The 17531-nt window shown below is 42.6% G+C and carries 17 protein-coding genes; 13 read left to right on the top strand and 4 right to left on the bottom strand.

Annotated features, from left to right (window positions below; genetic code table 11):
- The 9 genes from MHN32_RS22285 to MHN32_RS22245 all read left to right on the top strand — a co-directional run.
- The coding region (locus tag MHN32_RS22285) for a hypothetical protein (RefSeq protein ID WP_239422841.1) at positions 1-211 on the top strand (211 nt) is incomplete at its 5' end.
- Positions 212-366: 155 nt separating this feature from the next.
- Positions 367-1203 (top strand): DUF692 domain-containing protein, encoded by an 837-nt coding sequence (locus tag MHN32_RS22280; protein ID WP_235368040.1) that lies wholly within the window; start codon positions 367-369, stop codon positions 1201-1203.
- 2 nt (positions 1204-1205) lie between these two features.
- Positions 1206-1955: a putative DNA-binding domain-containing protein gene (locus tag MHN32_RS22275; RefSeq protein ID WP_235368039.1), complete on the top strand. Its 750-nt coding sequence runs from the start codon at positions 1206-1208 to the stop codon at positions 1953-1955.
- A gap of 642 nt (positions 1956-2597) precedes the next feature.
- A complete protein-coding gene (gene apt, locus MHN32_RS22270; RefSeq protein WP_010368992.1) occupies positions 2598-3143 on the top strand; it encodes an adenine phosphoribosyltransferase in 546 nt (181 codons plus the stop codon).
- Between the two features lie 2 nt (positions 3144-3145).
- Complete coding sequence (gene dnaX, locus MHN32_RS22265) at positions 3146-5473, top strand: DNA polymerase III subunit gamma/tau (protein WP_239422840.1); 2328 nt, start codon at positions 3146-3148, stop codon at positions 5471-5473.
- Positions 5474-5536: 63 nt separating this feature from the next.
- Complete coding sequence (locus MHN32_RS22260; RefSeq protein ID WP_010368987.1) at positions 5537-5863, top strand: YbaB/EbfC family nucleoid-associated protein; 327 nt, start codon at positions 5537-5539, stop codon at positions 5861-5863.
- A gap of 310 nt (positions 5864-6173) precedes the next feature.
- Positions 6174-6716 (top strand): hypothetical protein, encoded by a 543-nt coding sequence (locus MHN32_RS22255; RefSeq protein WP_239422839.1) that lies wholly within the window; start codon positions 6174-6176, stop codon positions 6714-6716.
- Positions 6717-6728: 12 nt separating this feature from the next.
- Positions 6729-7709, top strand: coding sequence for a restriction endonuclease (locus MHN32_RS22250; protein WP_239422838.1), 981 nt, complete (start codon positions 6729-6731; stop codon positions 7707-7709).
- Between the two features lie 104 nt (positions 7710-7813).
- Positions 7814-8389 carry a rhomboid family intramembrane serine protease gene (locus tag MHN32_RS22245; RefSeq protein WP_239422837.1) on the top strand — a complete coding sequence of 192 codons (576 nt, stop codon included), beginning with the start codon at positions 7814-7816 and terminating at the stop codon, positions 8387-8389.
- Positions 8390-8439: 50 nt separating this feature from the next.
- Here MHN32_RS22245 and MHN32_RS22240 read toward each other — a convergent pair whose 3' ends face one another.
- Positions 8440-10515 carry a M13 family metallopeptidase gene (locus MHN32_RS22240; protein WP_010606420.1) on the bottom strand — a complete coding sequence of 692 codons (2076 nt, stop codon included), beginning with the start codon at positions 10513-10515 and terminating at the stop codon, positions 8440-8442.
- 270 nt (positions 10516-10785) lie between these two features.
- Between MHN32_RS22240 and recR the strand changes: the two genes are divergently transcribed.
- Both recR and htpG read left to right on the top strand, forming a co-directional pair.
- Positions 10786-11385: a recombination mediator RecR gene (recR, locus tag MHN32_RS22235; RefSeq protein ID WP_239422836.1), complete on the top strand. Its 600-nt coding sequence runs from the start codon at positions 10786-10788 to the stop codon at positions 11383-11385.
- A 166-nt stretch (positions 11386-11551) separates the two neighbouring features.
- A complete protein-coding gene (gene htpG, locus MHN32_RS22230) occupies positions 11552-13465 on the top strand; it encodes a molecular chaperone HtpG (protein WP_239422835.1) in 1914 nt (637 codons plus the stop codon).
- An 81-nt stretch (positions 13466-13546) separates the two neighbouring features.
- On the opposite strand, the gene tpx is transcribed toward htpG, so the two are convergent.
- A complete protein-coding gene (gene tpx, locus MHN32_RS22225) occupies positions 13547-14128 on the bottom strand; it encodes a thiol peroxidase (protein WP_017217995.1) in 582 nt (193 codons plus the stop codon).
- 201 nt (positions 14129-14329) lie between these two features.
- Here tpx and MHN32_RS22220 point away from each other — a divergent pair, with 201 nt between their 5' ends.
- On the top strand, positions 14330-15334 hold the full coding sequence (locus MHN32_RS22220) for a response regulator (RefSeq protein WP_010606424.1): 1005 nt from the start codon (positions 14330-14332) through the stop codon (positions 15332-15334).
- A gap of 2 nt (positions 15335-15336) precedes the next feature.
- Positions 15337-16311, top strand: a complete 975-nt coding sequence (locus MHN32_RS22215; protein WP_010375394.1) for a diguanylate cyclase — start codon at positions 15337-15339, stop codon at positions 16309-16311.
- A gap of 148 nt (positions 16312-16459) precedes the next feature.
- Here the strand turns inward: MHN32_RS22215 and MHN32_RS22210 are convergent, their stop codons facing one another.
- Together MHN32_RS22210 and MHN32_RS22205 are read right to left on the bottom strand one after the other, a co-directional pair.
- Positions 16460-16945, bottom strand: a complete 486-nt coding sequence (locus tag MHN32_RS22210; protein ID WP_010375396.1) for a DUF2269 family protein — start codon at positions 16943-16945, stop codon at positions 16460-16462.
- A complete protein-coding gene (locus tag MHN32_RS22205; protein WP_239422834.1) occupies positions 16927-17433 on the bottom strand; it encodes a hypothetical protein in 507 nt (168 codons plus the stop codon). The genes MHN32_RS22210 and MHN32_RS22205 overlap by 19 nt, the downstream gene beginning before the upstream one ends.
- Positions 17434-17531 lie beyond the last annotated feature (98 nt).

Genomic DNA, 17531 nt, shown 5'->3' with positions numbered 1-17531 from the left:
CGCCAAAGGTAAGAAAGAAGGTAAGTGCGGCGAAGGCAAATGTGGTGGCGACGCTAAAGGTAAAAAAGAAGGTAAGTGCGGCGAAGGCAAATGCGGTGGCGACGCCAAAGGCAAAAAAGAAGGTAAGTGCGGCGAAGGTAAATGTGGTGGCGACGCCAAAGGCAAAAAAGAAGGTAAGTGCGGGGAAGGTAAATGCGGTGGTAACCACTAAATAGGAATACCATTGTATTCGACCCAATAGCGCAGCTAGTTATGTTAAGGTAAGCGGCGCTATTGGGTAATTCCAAAGTGAAGCCGTGCATACAGTAAAGCCTTTGTGATGCGAGCTTCTGATTATTTCAAAATAATGTCTAAAGTGAGAGAAGTATGACAGTGCAGTTAGGCAACTTAGGACTTGGTTTACGCCGTGAAATGGTCGATGATGTGCTTAATACACCACCAAAGCAAGTAGATTTTTATGAGGTTGCACCAGAAAACTGGCTAAAATTTGGCGGTAAGCTTGCAAAGCAATTTCAAGCATTGACGCAACAACATACCTTTATCTGTCATGGCTTATCGTTATCGCTAGGTTCACCTGCACCGCTTGATCGTGAATTTTTATCACAACTAAAAACATTTTTTAAACAGCATAATATCGCTACGTACAGTGAGCATCTGAGTTATTGTTCGGGAGAGGGTCATATGTACGATCTGATGCCAATCCCTTTTACGGAAGAAGCAATCCATCATACAGCTAAGCGGATCCGAGCAGTCCAAGAACATCTAGAACGTCGAATTGCTGTAGAAAATGTGTCTTACTATGCGGCTCCTGGACAACAAATGTCGGAGTTAGAATTTACCCTTGGGGTATTGGCTGAGGCCGATTGCGATTTGCTACTCGATGTCAACAACATCTATGTCAACGCTATTAACCATGGCTACGATGCTGAACAATTCTTAGCGGCTATGCCAAGCGAGCGTATTGCATACGGCCATATCGCAGGCCATTATGTGGAAGCCGAAGATTTACTCGTTGATACTCACGGCGCTGAGGTATCTTCGCCAGTATGGGACTTGTTAGATAAAGCCTATGAGCTTCATGGGGTATTCCCGACGTTACTAGAGCGAGATTTTAATATTCCTCCTATGGCAGAATTACTGGCAGAAGCGGGGCAAATTTCTGCAATACAGGCCAAATACGCCAAGCGCTTGGAGCAGGTATAGTTATGTCTTTTGTAGAAACTCAGCGGCAGTTTATGGCGCATATTAGAGATCCAGACAACCAACCTGCGCCTGATGGCGTAGAAGCTCGGCGATTAAAAATCTATCAAGAGCTGTTTTTTAATAATGTTGAAGGCTTCGTGAGCAGTGCGTTTCCTGTACTTAAAAGCTTGTATACTAATGAAGATTGGTTGACGTTAATTAGGCTATTTTTTGTTAAGCACGATTGTCATTCGCCATACTTTTTAGAGATTAGCAAAGAGTTCTTGCAGTTTTTACAAACAGAATACGAGCCCTCTGAAGCTGATCCTGAGTTCTTGTTAGAGCTTGCTCACTATGAATGGCTAGAGCTAGATGTAGCAACGACCGTTGAAGCAGAGCATGAGCTTTCGATTAAGGTACAAGCGCTTGCAGATGTTGAAATTAGCTTGGCAAGTACGGCCAGAGTTGCACATTATCAATATCCGGTTCATCAGATCAGTGAAACCTTTAGGCCAACTAAAACAGCAGGGCAAACGTTTAGCTTTGCATTGTATAGAGACGAAGAGGACGAAGTTCAGTTTGTCGCACTAAATCCGATGACGGCCTTAATGTTGTCGGTGATTGAAGCCAATGATGGTATGCAACTCACTGACATTGTGGATGTTATAGCGCAGCAAGTGCCTCAGTTTACCGTTGAACAGCTGCAGCAAGGGGCACGGCATACACTAGCTGAATTCGCAGATCTTGGCATTATCAAAACAAAAAACCTTTAAGCTATTGGCAACATCGACTATTATACGGCCTGTTTTTGTCGTGCTTAAACTCGGACTAGGGCGCTAGTCAATGCTTTCTGCTGCTATGCAGTTGGCGCGAGTTGTAAAATTAAAGGTAGTATCTATGTCTAAAGGTGACTTTAAAGATCCGTTCAATGCAAAGTATTTCCTTGCATTTGTTGCTGTATTCGCTGGAATTGGTTGTTTAAACGCGATTCTAGGCTGGGCAACAGCGCTTGCATAAGTCAAGCTGAACGTATTTACCTAGAGGCTGCTTTTCGCAGCCTTTTTCGATTCTATACAGATATATACCAATTAGTCTTAATACTTGCTCAATTTGAAGGAGCAAATCTGACGCTAACTGCGTTAAAAATTTCTCATTTAGAACAACTAAATCGCAAAACTTTCGCCTTGCCTATATGGATGTAGGTACCTTGGCGTGAGCAGGATGCGGAAGCGGTGTTATCGACAAGATTTTCTCGCCTCAAAATAGATCACTTAATTAAGCTAATTGGTATAAAATACTCACTAAATTGTTCGCTTTTCCCCCATCCTGACACACAAAGTCACTCAGTCGGTTTCAACCGGATAGAAAATTGTTATAATCTCACTCTTTTGTAATAAACTTAAAGCAAAGCAATTATGACGACAGAGAATATGTCATTGATCAAAAATAGTATCGCGACGGTTCCTAATTACCCAAAACCAGGGATCATGTTCCGTGACGTGACTTCACTTCTAGCAAATCCAGCTGCGTTTAAGGCAACAATTGATGCATTCGTTGCGGCTTATAAAGATGGCGGCTTCACTAAAATCATCGGTACTGAATCGCGTGGTTTTATCTTCGGTGCACCATTGGCGTATGAGTTAGGTATTCCTTTTATTCCAGTAAGAAAGCCGGGTAAATTACCGCGTGAGGTGATCAGCCAGTCTTACCAGCTTGAATATGGTGAAGATACGCTTGAATTACACTCAGATGCGATTGAAGCAGGTGATAAAGTGCTACTTGTTGATGATTTACTTGCAACAGGTGGTACTATTGAAGCAACAGCAAAACTGGTTAAACGCTTAGGCGGTGAAGCCACTGATGCTGCGTTTGTTATTTCATTGCCTGAGCTTGGTGGTGAAAAGAAAATTAACGATCTTGGGATCAAAATCCTTTCACTTGTAGAGTTCGAAGGCGAATAAGCATGAGCTATCAGGTTCTGGCGCGAAAATGGCGTCCGCAAAACTTCCATGAATTAATGGGGCAAGAGCATGTTAAACAAGCTCTGGTTAACGCACTCAATGAAAAGCGTTTACACCATGCCTATTTATTCACCGGAACACGTGGTGTGGGCAAAACAACCATTGCTAGGATCTTTGCTAAAAGCCTTAACTGCGAACAAGGCGTTACTTCAACGCCTTGTGGTCAGTGTAGTGCCTGTACTGAGATTGAAACTGGTAAGTTTATCGATTTAATCGAAATTGATGCGGCTTCTCGCACAAAAGTTGAAGACACGCGAGAAATCTTAGACAACGTACAATATGCACCAACCCGTGGTCGCTACAAGGTTTATCTCATCGATGAAGTGCATATGTTGTCGAAGCACAGTTTTAATGCGCTCCTTAAAACCTTAGAAGAGCCGCCAGAGCACGTAAAATTTTTGCTCGCCACAACCGATCCACAGAAGTTGCCTGTGACTATTCTGTCTCGCTGTTTACAGTTCAACCTGAACGCAATGACACAAGGGCAAATAGTTGAACAGCTAGAAAAAATTCTGCCGCTAGAGCAAGTTGCCTTTGATCCGGTAGCGCTACAAACGTTAGCTAAAGCCGCTGATGGCAGTATGCGTGACGCTCTAAGTTTGACCGATCAGGCTATTGCACAAACAAATGGCAATTTAACGGTGCCTGCAGTGCAATCTATGCTGGGACTGATGGATAGTGCTCATGCGGTCATTTTGCTGTCTGCAATTTTATGTCACGACGGTGATGCCTTACTCAATGCGATTGAAAAAATAGCACTACAAAACGGTAATTTTGTCAGTGTGCTGGACGATTTAATTGCGTTATTGCATGTTATTCAGCTCACTCAACTTGTGCCTAGTGCTGCGCGGTTATCAAATTTTGATAACAACGACATTAAGCTATTGGCCGAGCAATTAGCACCGCAACAGGGTCAGTTGTTGTATCAACTGCTGTTAAATGGCAAAAAAGACCTAAAGTGGGCACCCGAGCCTAAACTTGGGTTTGAGATGGTAATGCTGCGCTTAATGGCGTTCGAAAAAGAAAGTCATAGTGTAGTGCCTAGCGCTCCTGTGAGCCAAGAGACTTCTGAAAAGCAAAGCAAAGTAGGGGATTTACGAGCGCTGTTAAAAAAGCCAACAGAAGATAATGCTACGGTAGCGGCATCACCTCAGGTACAGCCGACAGCAACACCTACATATGCACCAGAAGCAACGACATCAACCACGCAACAAACAACACAGTATGAGCCGGTGTCGCCAACGCCTGCTGCGCAAAGCCAAGCACCAGTCGCCTCTGTGTCATCTGAGGCGGAGATGGCCAACCAATACGACAGCATCATGTCACAGGCGGTAGAGCAGGGGTTCCAAGAACAAGTTCCTGCACATCATCATGAAAGTGCGCCAGTTGATGATGCTGCATACGCGCAAATGGCATCACAAAACCAAGAGGATTGGTCTCGACCTGAGGTGCAAAACCAAAACGCTTCAGAACCTGCTGCTACAGCAAGTGTTACCGAGCAGCAAAATCAAGCCCAGTCAGCAATAGCACGAATTTTAAAAAATCGTAATATCTCTGGGGCGGGTCGATTGGTGGGATCCAATGGTGAGGTAAAAAAGTCTGAGGCGCCTAGTGCGCCAATGCCAATAGAGCAAGCGCCAGCCACCACGGTAACCACACCTGAGTATCAGCCTGAACCGCAACGCGCACAGCCAGCAACACCTCGCTTGGCACCAAAAAAGCAAAAGAAAGAAGCGTTTCAAGAGCGCCATAAACCTATTACGGAAAATTTAGCGCCAGAATTGCTAGAGCAGTTATCGCCGGTAAAACAAGATGATAACGAGCAAAGTATTCAAGTGGAGATCCCCGCACCGGAAAACTTTGTTAGTCCAATCAGTGGCATTAAGTTTGCTCACCAGAGCGACGATTGGGCAAACATGATTGAAAAGATGCAATTAGGTGGCCGAATTCGCCAGTATGCATTACACAGTGTGATAACGCAGCAAGGCGCGCAGGTACAATTGCAAGTAGATGCGAGTCAACAGCACTTGGATTCAGCAGTGCTGAGAGAGAAACTAACTGAGAGCCTAAGCGCATTACTTGAGCAGCCAATCGCGCTTGAGATTAACTATATCGACACGGTAAATAACACGCCGTTTTTGGTACAGCAACAGTTAGATGAACATAGGCTTGTCCAAGCTAAAGCGGCGATGCGTGACGATCCTCTCGTCAGCGCGTTTGTCCAAGAATTTGACGCAATGCTTGACGAAAATAGCGTTCAGGCATTGTAATTAAGGGCGTTAGCCCTTATCTTTTATCACAGTAAACCAAATTGAAGTATAAGAGAGCAGAATATGTTTAAAGGCGGAATGGGCAACATCATGAAGCAAGCGCAGCAAATGCAAGAGCGCATGGAAAAAGCCCAAGAAGAGATCAAGAGCCTAGAAGTAACAGGTGAAGCAGGCGCAGGTTTAGTAAAAGTGACTATGCTTGGTAGCCACAACGTACGTCGCGTAGAAATCGACGAAAGCCTAATGGAAGACGACAAAGACATGATCGAAGACCTACTAGCCGCTGCGGTAAACGACGCAGTTCGCCGTGTAGGTGAAGAAACACAAAAGCGTATGTCAGAAGTCACCGGCGGCATGCAAATGCCTCCAGGTTTCAAAATGCCGTTCTAATTTAGAATCCCATAAAAATAGCGCCTTTAGGCGCTATTTTTTTGTCTGAAATTTAGGGATACCTAATAGATACCACGGATTCGGTGAGGGCTGTTACTTTATCTGATCCCTTAAAATTATCATCGTAATCTACTTTTTTGAAAAAAGAGGGTTCTAAATGGATTTAAACCGATTCTATAGCACGGGATTTAGGCATTTTTACATTGAAAATTATCTTTATATTATTGAATAATAAAGCTTTTATTTTTTGTGGAAATGTTCTAACTTAAGTCTATCTGTATTGAACTACTCTAAATGTGGAGATGGATTTATGAAGTATCAAAATCAACTTGACCAGTTAAAAAGTGGCAGTTTAACGCGAGCTCAAGTGGCTGTTTTACAAGAAAATGCGCTACGCATTTTCAACAAAGGAGATAAAGACGCAAAGTTAATACTTGATGCGATCCCATATAGTAAGCCTGCAGATACATCAATTTTATTTATGGGCTTTTGTCCCGAAGCTGATTTTTCAAATAGATTAGATATTTTTTGGAAAGAAAATGGGATTTGTCGTTTTGACTATCTAGAGAGTGAAGTTCAGATAAATCGATGGTATGAAGTGTGTGCAGGTGACCTTCTTGTCCTTAAAAAGCGTGAACAATTTGGTAAAACCATGAAGCTATACGGTTTCGGTAGAGTAACTAAGATATGCCATGATGATGAGAATGTTCGTTACTTTGAAGTTAGCTGGGCTGAGCAATCCAGAGAAATTGAAGTACCTCTGATGGGTTGTAACAGTACTGTCGATATCAAAGCTATGGAAATGGTAGAGCAAGAAATGCCCGAAGAGTTTTGGCATTGGCTTAACCTATAAAGGACGAACAAAATGAAAAACATAATATTAGTTAGAGGCCCAGAGTTCTTAGCCGAGCAGGCTTTAGTTGGTTATGGTTGGCGTGAAATTAATTTGAGTAAATTTAATTCTTTTTTTGAAATTGATGAGTTTATTAAAGAGAGGGGAATCGATGTCGGCAGACAAAGAAATCAAATCAAACGATTTTTTGAAATTTCAGCAGGCGATATAGTAGTAGTTCCGATAAATAGGGCTGTGTTAATAGGGGTTGCAGTTGGTGAAAAATCATTCGCTGAAACACCTTGGAATGGAGCTAATAGAGTCGCGGTCAATTTTTTTAAAAAGTCTAATGGTAATTTGGTTAAGATCCCAAGGTATCAATTAACCGAGGGCTTACAAAGCAGATTAAAGATAAGGATGTCGATTGCCAACCTTAATGAATTTAAAGAAGAAATTGCCGGCTATATTGAAAAACTACAGCAAAACCTAGAGATAAAATTTGACTCAGAATTTCAGACTCGAGTAGAAATTGAATTAAAACATATTGAACGTAGTTTGCTAGATAGATTGATAACAGGGCAATCTAGACTAGAAAGTGGTGGGTATGGTTTAGAAAAGTTAATTGCTGAACTCTTAGAAATTGAAGGTTATCGAACGCATATTATGTCAAAAAGTCAGACAAATGATCATTCTGATATTGATATTAGGGCGGAAAAAAGTGATGACTTTTCTGGGACAAATATCGTGTATGTTCAGTGTAAGCATCATTCAGGTACAACTAGTAATTGGGGAGTTGATCAGTTAATTGAATTTGAAAAAGAAACACCGAATGTTAGTTTATGGTTGATTACCACTGGTATTGTTTCAGATGAAGTTAAAGAATATGCAAGTGAACATGGGGTAAGTGTTATGGAAGGAGAAGCATTAGCTGCCAAAATAATCTCTCAAGTTGATAAGTTGTCTGTTTCAACTAAAGAAAAACTAGGGTTATCTGTACTTCCTAAGTTACTCTAATCGACCTCAGCCAAGATGTTGTGACATGCCCTTGGCTTTAACAGGTTAATAAAATTTAGCCACCTTATCAGCGGTGTGCCATTAGAGGGGATGTGGACAATAAGATGAGTAAACGTGCACTAGTTTTTCCGCCCAATTTTAAGTTGGTTTTGTACGCGATGGCAGTGATGTGCCTCGTACAGTTGTTGGGTGGTATTTTTGGCTTACCCGTCTACCGTTTTGGGATTGTACCGCATAACGTGCATCATTTGAGTGGTGTGTTAACCGCGCCTTTTATACATGGTAGCTGGGGACATTTGCTGAGTAATTTGCTCGGCTTAAGTATTAGTGGCTATTTGGCAGCCCGATTACCGAGGTTTAAGCGAGCAACTTTTTTTATTGTGGTTGCTACAGGGCTGTTGGTGTGGCTGTTTGCTGGACATGCTAATCACATTGGCGCATCAGGCATTGTAATGGGTTACTTTGGCTTACTGTTGGGTGCTGCGCTATTCAATCGCGATGTGCTTGGCATTGTTAGTTTTGTAGCTCTGCTGGTATTGACTTACTATGCCAACATTAGTTTTTTAGCGACGTTATTTGATTTTTCTGCACAGACGAGTAGTTCAAGTCATATTTTTGGGTTTTTAAGCGGATTAGGCGGGGCATACTTAACTAAGCAAAAGCGTATTGCTCGGCGTTAAAGCAGCATAACCTGCCAGTGACGGCAGGTTATGCTTTGGGATTCAAGTTATTACCAAATACGCACGCGCTCCTCAGGTGCTAGGTATAGTTTGTCACCCGGTTTAACGTCAAACGCTTTATACCATGCATCATGGTTGCGAGGTGCAAGCGCTCTAAATTGACCCGGTGCGTGTGTACCTGCGCGTAGTTGGTTTAGCATGCTTTGCTCAGTACGCTTTTCTTTCCATACTTGTGCCCAGGCAAGGAAGAAACGTTGGTCGCCAGTCAAGCCGTCAATCACCGGTGCTTCTTTGCCGTTTAGGCTCAGTTTATAAGCATGGTAAGCCATTGCAAGGCCACCTACGTCACCGATGTTTTCGCCAAGGCTGTTACGACCGTTTACGAAGTTACCCTCAATAGGCTCATATTTGTTGTATTGCGCCGCGAGCTTGTCTGCTTTTTCTTCGAAAGCAGCGCGATCTGAATCGGTCCACCAATTACGCTGAATACCGTTGGCATCTGATTTAGATCCTTGGTCATCAAAACCGTGGCCCATTTCGTGCCCTATCACCGCACCAATACCGCCGTAGTTTACTGCAGGGTCTGCATTTGGATCGAAGAATGGCGGTTGTAGAATTGCCGCAGGGAAAACGATTTCATTAAACGAGCTGTTGTAGTAGGCGTTTACGCGTTGCGGTGTCATACCCCAGCGGTTACGGTCGGTTTTTTCAAGCTCTTTAGCGATGCTGTCATTGCGGAAAAATTCACGTAGGTTTTTCACATTTGTCATTAAGTTATCACGGGTTAGGGTTAACCCATCAAATGATTGCCATTTATCAGGGTAGCCAATCTTAGGAGTAAATGCGGCAAGTTTTGCTTGAGCATTTACTTTTGTTTCTTCACCCATCCAGTCTAGGCCTTCAATCCTTTCACCAAGCGCGGTGCGTAGGTTTTCAACCAATTCTGACATTTGTTTTTTAGAAGACTCTGGGAAGTAACGGGCAACGTAAACTTTACCAATTGCAAAGCCAAGCGACGTAGTGCCAGACATTTCGCTGATTGCACGTTTCCAACGTGCGCGCGGTTCTTGTTGACCACTTAAATGTTTGCCATAAAATTCAAAGTTAGTATTGAAGATATCTTCAGACAACAGCGACGCATTGCCGCTAATTGCATGATAAGTTAGATAGTCTTTCCAGACGGCCAAGTCTTCAGAGTTGATAAGCGCAATCATTGCTTTAATCGGCTCTGGCTGAGACATATTTAGCTGAGGCACTTTGTAGCCTGTTTCAGCAAAATATAAATCCCAATTAAAGCCTGGGTACTGTGTTGCTAGTTCGTCACGTTTGACTTGATTTAATGTCAGGTCGCGATTTCTGCGTTTTTCACGTGGCCAGTGTCCCTCAGCAATTTTAGTTTCAAGTGCAAGAATGGCCTCTGCGCGCTCAGTCGGCTTGTCTTTACCCGCAAATTTAAGCATATCTGCAATATGCGTAACGTATGCTTCTCGAGTTTTAACAAAACGCTCAGCCTCTTCTAAATAGTAAGAGCGATCTGGTAGTCCAAGTCCGCCAGCACCCATCGACATCTCATATTTATTTGGGTCTAGACGGTTAAACCACATACCGCCGCCGATCGGCGCATTTACGCCAGTTAACCAAGATTGTCCGAATGCTTTGGTTAGACCGTCAGTGTTGTTAATGGCGTCAATGTCAGCAAGTAGTGGCTGAATAGGTTTAATACCAAGCTTATTTAGGGTTTCAACATCCATATAAGCATTGTAAAAATCGGCAATTAGCTGCTCTTCGGCGTTTAGGTTTTTACCGTTAGCAATCTCTTCGATAATGGTTTTTACTTGCTCTTCACTGCGTTCAGCAAGTGCAGAGAATGCACCAAAACGCGTTTTGTCTGCTGGCATTTCGTAGTTTTTGTACCAAGTGCCGCTGGCGTACATAAAGAAATCATCGCCTGGTTTTACACTTTCATCGCGTGCACTGAGGTCAACACCAAAGTTGCCAAGTTCGGCCTTACCAGTGGCTACCGCTGCGTTTTCTGTTTTTTGGGTTTCACTTGTTGTGACTTGTGGCTCAGAGCAAGCCGTCAGCATAACGGCTGCAAGTGCACTTGCTATTATCGTTTTTTTCATTATGTAGTCTCTATCTAGTTCGAGAAGTGAGCCCGACAGTCGTCCTATTGTATTTACTATCGGGAATGGAACCATTGTCGAGCGAATACCTGTTTGCTGCAAGCATTTGAGTCGAATTGTTGAAAAATTCATGGTAAATGCGTTTTTAAACTTCACAATGCGTGAAGGGAATTGAAATTGCTTCAAGCTTTAAATCAATAGAAATATCCCTTATCATTTCGGCATTGTTATCGGTGCGTTTGCACTGCATGGGCCACAAGAAACGAATTTATGCAATTATCACCAAGTTTAACGGCGCTTATTGAAGCGCTGCGTTGTTTACCTGGCATTGGGCCTAAGTCTGCGCAACGTATTGCCTTTCATTTATTAGAGCGAGACAGAGAGGGCGGCAGCCAACTGGGGCAAAGCCTTACTCATGCGATGCAAGTCATCGGTCATTGCTCAAGCTGCCGAACATTTAGTGAGGTTGAGGTGTGTGATATTTGCCAAAGTATCAAGCGCCAAGACACAGGGCTGCTTTGTGTGGTTGAATCACCAACGGACGTATTGGCGATAGAGCAAACGGGCCAATTTAATGGCTTGTATTTTGTGCTGATGGGGCATTTATCGCCTCTGGATGGAATTGGCCCTAATGAAATCGGCCTTGATGTTCTTGAGCGTAAGCTAAGTGCTGGCAATATTAATGAAGTTATCTTAGCGACAAACCCAACGGTGGAAGGCGAGGCAACGGCACATTATATTTCTGAGTTATGTCATAAGTATCAGGTTGAAGCGTCACGTATTGCCCATGGTATGCCTGTCGGCGGTGAGCTTGACCTTGTAGACGGTATGACGTTAATGCATGCGTTTAGCGGGCGTAAGAAGCTCTAATCTTAACGCTTCTTGCTAAAAGCCCTGTTTTTGGAGCAATTGAATCTAAAAAATAGGGCGATTTGTTAAAAATTTTGTTCAGTCTCTTGAAAGTTTTTTCTCCTCCCCCATATACCTAGCATATTGATAAAGAACACTGCATTAATTGCTTATATTGGAGAGAACAATGTCCGCAGCTCAAAAAGAAACATTAGGCTTTCAAACAGAAGTCAAACAATTATTAAACCTAATGATCCACTCTTTGTACTCAAACAAAGAGATCTTTTTACGCGAATTAGTATCTAACGCTTCAGACGCGGCTGACAAACTACGTTATTTAGCTTTGCAAAATGGTGACCTTTACGAAGGTGACGCGGAGCTACGTGTTCGCTTAAGCGTAAACAAAGATGCAAAAACCATTACCATTTCTGACAATGGTATTGGTATGACGCGTGACGAAGTGATCAGCTCATTAGGTACCATCGCAAAATCTGGTACAGCTGATTTCTTTAAAAACCTAACTGGCGACCAAGCAAAAGATTCACAGCTGATTGGTCAGTTCGGTGTTGGTTTCTATTCTGCATTCATTGTTGCTGATAAAGTAACGGTTCGTACGCGTAAAGCGGGTGAGTCAGAGGCGGTTGAATGGGAATCGCAAGGTGAAGGCGACTTCACGATTGCTGAAATCGAAAAAGCAGAGCGTGGTACAGAGATCACACTACATCTTCGTGAAGAAGAGAGTGAGTTCCTTGAAACTTATCGCCTTCGCGGTATTGTGACTAAATACTCAGATCACATTTCAATTCCTGTTGAACTTTATAAAGACCCAGTTCCTGAATCTGAAGGCCCAGATGGCGAGAAAATTGAAGCGCAACCTGGCGAGTGGGAAGCGATCAACAAAGCCACAGCACTTTGGACTCGTGATAAATCAGAGATCAGCGAAGAAGAATATAAAGAGTTCTACAAGCATGTTGGTCATGATTGGGAAGAGCCACTCACTTGGGCACACAATAAAGTAGAAGGTAAAACTGAATACACCAGCCTACTTTATATCCCTAAAAAGGCACCTTTCGATTTATACAATCGTGAGCGTCAAGCTGGCCTTAAGCTTTATGTACAACGCGTGTTCATCATGGATGACGCCGAGCAGTTTATGCCAAGCTACCTGCGCTTTGTTAAAGGCTTACTAGATTCTAACGATTTACCGCTTAACGTATCTCGTGAGATCCTACAAGACAACAAGATCACTCAAGCTATTCGTAAAGGCTGTACATCTCGTGTACTTAAAATGCTTGAGCGCATGGGCAAAAACAAACCAGAAGATTACCAAGCATTCTGGAATGAATTTGGTAATGTGATCAAAGAAGGTCCTGCTGAAGATTTCGCAAACAAAGATGCTATTGCAAAACTATTGCGCTTTAGCTCTACACATACTGACGAGAAAACGCAAAACGTATCGCTTGAGCAGTACATTGAGCGCATGAAAGAAGGCCAAGATAAGATTTACTATGTTGTGGCTGATAGCTTTGAAGCAGCAAAGAGTTCACCGCATCTTGAAATCTTCCGTAAGAAAGGCATTGAAGTTTTACTGTTGTCGGATCGTGTTGACGAGTGGATGATGAGCCACCTCACTGAATTCAACGAGAAGCCACTTCAGTCAATCACGCGTGGCGATCTTGACTTGGGTGATATGGATGACGAAGAAACGAAGAAAGCACACGAAGAAAGTGAGAAGGAAGTTGAAGGCCTAGTTGAGCGTGTGAAAACAGCACTTGGCGATAAAGTGAAAGAAGTACGCTTTACGCACCGCTTAACAGATTCTCCAGCATGTGTGGTTGCAGATGATCATGATATGAGCTCACAAATGCAAAAGCTAATGGAGCAGGTGGGTCAAGCCGTGCCTGAGTCTAAGCCGGTATTTGAACTTAACCCAGAGCACCAATTAATTAAGCATTTGAATAACGAACAAGACGAAGACAAGTTTGGACAATGGGCAGAAGTACTACTAGACCAAGCAATGCTTGCAGAGCGTGGTAGCCTGAAAGATCCAGCGGGCTTTGTAAGCCGTCTTAACAAGCTAATGCTAGATCTACAAAAGTAAATTGGTATAACGAATTGAAAAAGCCGGTCATTGTTAAGTGACCGGCTTTTTTGTGTTTATTGATGAGAGTATATAGTGAGGCTATAGACTCTTCAGTGCGCCAACGACTTCTTCGTAGTTTGGCTCTTTTGCTAAATTTTCTACCAGCTGCTTGTAAACAATCTTGTGTTCCTTGTCTAGCACAAAAATCGCGCGACTGAGCAGGCCCATATCTTTAATCAACAAACCATAATTTTCACCAAAAGAATGCCATACGGCGTCTGATAATGTTTTAACCTTGTCGATATTTTCTGCTTTGCAAAAGCGCTTTTGCGCAAACGGCAAGTCAGCACTAATCGTCAACATGGCAACATCAGGAAATTGGCTTGCTACTTTTTCATTGAAATGTTTAGTTTGTAGGCTGCAAGTGCCAGTATCTAGGCTTGGAACAACACTAATTAAAATTGCACGACTTTCAAAGTCTTTCAGGGTAACAGGGCTGAAGTCAGCATCGGCAACCTTAAAATCCGGTGCAGCCTGACCTTGCTTTACACCATTACCAAGCAATACCACCGCTTTACCTTGCGCTTTTACCTTGCCCATATCTACCGAGTTTTCAGGTAAATCATAAGCTAATGATATCGCACTAAACAGACCACTCGCTAAAACTAACGCTTTCAGCATAAAGTATTCCTTTTGAAGTTAACTTAATTGATTTGAGTGTATTATACTGACAGTAACTAACCAAGCTTAAGTGACATTTAGATTGTCAAGATGGCGTCGTTTTATTAACATATGTCGCAATTTTAAGCTTTAATCTCATAATTATAACTAAAACTTCCCGACATCGTGCCGATACGCATGGGAAACAGAAAGAGAGCTTGTATGTCAACACTAGTCCTAATTTGTGACGATTCAAAACTTGCCCGTCGGCAGCTGGCGCGTTCATTGCCAGACGACTGGGATATTAAAGTAGAATTTGCAGAGAATGGACTCGACTGTATTAAACAAATAAAAGCACTTTCTCCAGAGATTCTATTCCTTGATCTAAATATGCCGCAGATGGATGGCTATGAAGTGCTACAGGCCATTACCGAGCAAGATTTATCTGTGCTTACTGTCGTTGTTTCTGGCGACATTCAACCTAATGCGCACCAACGAGTGATAGAACTTGGCGCTATTGATTTTATCCGTAAGCCCTGTGATGCAGCTAAGCTTGCTGAAATTATTGAGCATCATGGAATAAAAGACAAAGCAATCAGAGAAAGCTTGGTTCATAAACTTGGTGAGCAGCTAGACCCTGAGATCCGTGATATCTATCAAGAGCTTACCAACGTTGCTATGGGGCAGGCGGGGGATTTGTTGGCGCGATTGCTAAACGTATTCGTTGAATTACCTATTCCAAACGTTAATGTACTCGAAGTCAATGAGCTGCATATGGCACTGCAAGCAATTGATGCTAGCGCAACTACGTCGGGCGTTTGCCAAGGCTTTATTGGCGGTGGTGTTTCCGGAGAAGCGCTACTACTGCTCAATGATTCTAGTTTCAAAGAGATCGCATCTTTGATGAATTATCATGGCGATCTTAATACCAAAGTTGAGCTCGAGCTTTTAATGGATATTAGCAATATCTTGATTGGCGCAATTTTAACGGGACTATCTAAGCAGCTCGATATGTCTTTCAGTCAAGGCCACCCAGTGGTGCTTGGCCAACATTGTGATGTTGCTGAGCTTGTGAAAGCCAACAAAGCGAGATGGCAAAGAACGCTCGCTATAGAGATTAGCTATGGCATCGAGCATCACAACATTAACTGTGACCTTATGCTGCTATTCACAGAAGACTCGCTTAAAACATTAAAATACAAAGTAGCCTATTTATTGGATGATTAACTATGCCTGCAGCCGATTTTGATATGAATGAAATCCATTGGTTAATGGATATGTTTAACACCGTAGATGTTGGCTTGGTGGTACTCGATCGCGACTACAAGGTATGTATATGGAATGGTTTTATGGAAAATCATTCTGGTTTGTTACCGAGTGCGGTTAAAGATAAAGACATTTTTGATTTGTTCCCAAGTATTGATGAGCAATGGTTTAGATCAAAAGCTGAGCCTGTATTCGTGCTAAAAAATCGGTCGTTTACCATTTGGGAGCAGCAGCCGTATATTTTCCGATTCAAAAATTATCGACCTATCACAGGCAAAGCGGATTATATGTATCAGAATGCAACTTTCATCCCATTGACCACAGTGACGGGGGATGTAGGGCATATTTGTGTGATCATATACGATGTAACCGACGAAGCAATCAACAAGTTAGAGCTTGAGTCGTTGAATAAACAATTAGAAAAAATTAGCCGAACAGACAGTTTAACGCAGTTGCATAATCGCGGCTTTTGGGAAGAAAGCTTAAAGCAAGAGTTTAAACGCTTGAAACGTAATCAAGGCCAAAGTGCATTGCTTATGTTTGATATTGACCACTTTAAGCGTATCAATGACGAATACGGTCACAGTGGTGGAGATGAGGCAATCCGCCATATCTCTGACTTACTACGCAAAACACTACGCGAAACGGACACTGCAGGCCGCTACGGCGGTGAAGAGTTTGCAGTGACTTTGCTCGACACAGACGTAAAGGGTGCAATCACTTTCGCCGAAAGACTGCGCTCGTTAATAGAAAACTCATCTATTTACTACGATGAACAACAAATAAAGATTACGGTTAGCCTTGGTGTTGCCGTGTACGAAGAGTCTTTTGAAAAACATGAACAATGGATTGAAGCCGCGGACAGCGCTTTGTATGTTTCTAAAGAGGGCGGAAGAAATCGGGTAACTGTATACTCTGAAGACATGGCCAGCGAGTAAATTTATCTTTATATGGTGACTTTAGCGCGATGCGGTTCTATTCATATTGCCACTTTATAATTCTTACCCCACTAACTTTTTAGTATCGGTGTGGAATGAACAGCGGTCTGTTAGACAAATCAACAGTATCGTTCGGTTATTCCGCGAATTAAAGTGATAAAAGTGGCATCTTACTCACCGCTAAATACATCACGATAACGACTGAAACCGGTATGGTTAAGAGTGCAAGTTTAGTAAAAGGGCCGTGGTAGAGCGCTAACCAACGCCGTTGCTGAGCGCTTGCAATGCCCAAGTGGACACTTTTAGATGCCTTTGCTGCTAACCAATTTCCCAAGAAAATATCCACAATCTCTAACGGGATAATCACGAGACCGACCACAAGTAGCTTTTGCTGGAGCCATGGAGATGTAAACCATCCAGCTAAAAAAGCCATAGAAAAGCCTGTTAATAAGAGGACAATAAATGCTACATGTTCCAGTGTGACCATGAGAAAGAACACATGATCCACCTTCGCGGTCACCGGTCCTATATTTTCATTTTCTATTGCTTTTAATACAAGCCAAGCACCAAGAGCTGGGCCGAGCCAAAAAATCAAGGCACCTATGTGCACTAATTTTAAGATTGCGTATTCCATCTAGGCCTCAAAACTTGATGTGCAAAGATAATCATCCAAAGTGTACTAAGAGTCATGCTTGATGCAGTAAATATCTCAGCAGCTTTAAGTTGACCAGCAGCGATAGATACAGACAGCAATAAACCTAAAATCCAAGCGGTGATCCCCCACACTGATACCCATGTTTTAAATATACCTTGCTTAATGGCTAGACAGGTTAACGTAAGCCCTCCTAAATTATAAAGGCCATTACCTAAGTAACCGGTTAGATGGGTTGCAATATGCTCAAACAGTAAAAATACAGATTCTCCCATGGCTAAATGAACTACTTTTGGTAAAACAAAGGCATAAATTACTTCAGCAATTAGATCTGGGGCCACACCCAAGGCGACTAATAGCAGGCCAACATGCTTTCTAAAGTCTGCTTTGAGCTCACCTGCTAAAATAACACTAAATACTAAAAGACCTAGTGCAGAGAACATCCAAGCTATCCAAGACCACTGCCACAATACTGTCACCTTCCCATAAAATGAGACATGCATAATTGGAGTTTTCTGCAATCATTAAAGCAGGAGACTAACTATGAAAAAATCACGTTTTACCGAAT

The organism is Pseudoalteromonas sp. Of11M-6 (assembly GCF_022347905.1).
GTDB lineage: Bacteria > Pseudomonadota > Gammaproteobacteria > Enterobacterales > Alteromonadaceae > Pseudoalteromonas.
This window is presented reverse-complemented; position numbering and strand designations above follow the sequence as displayed.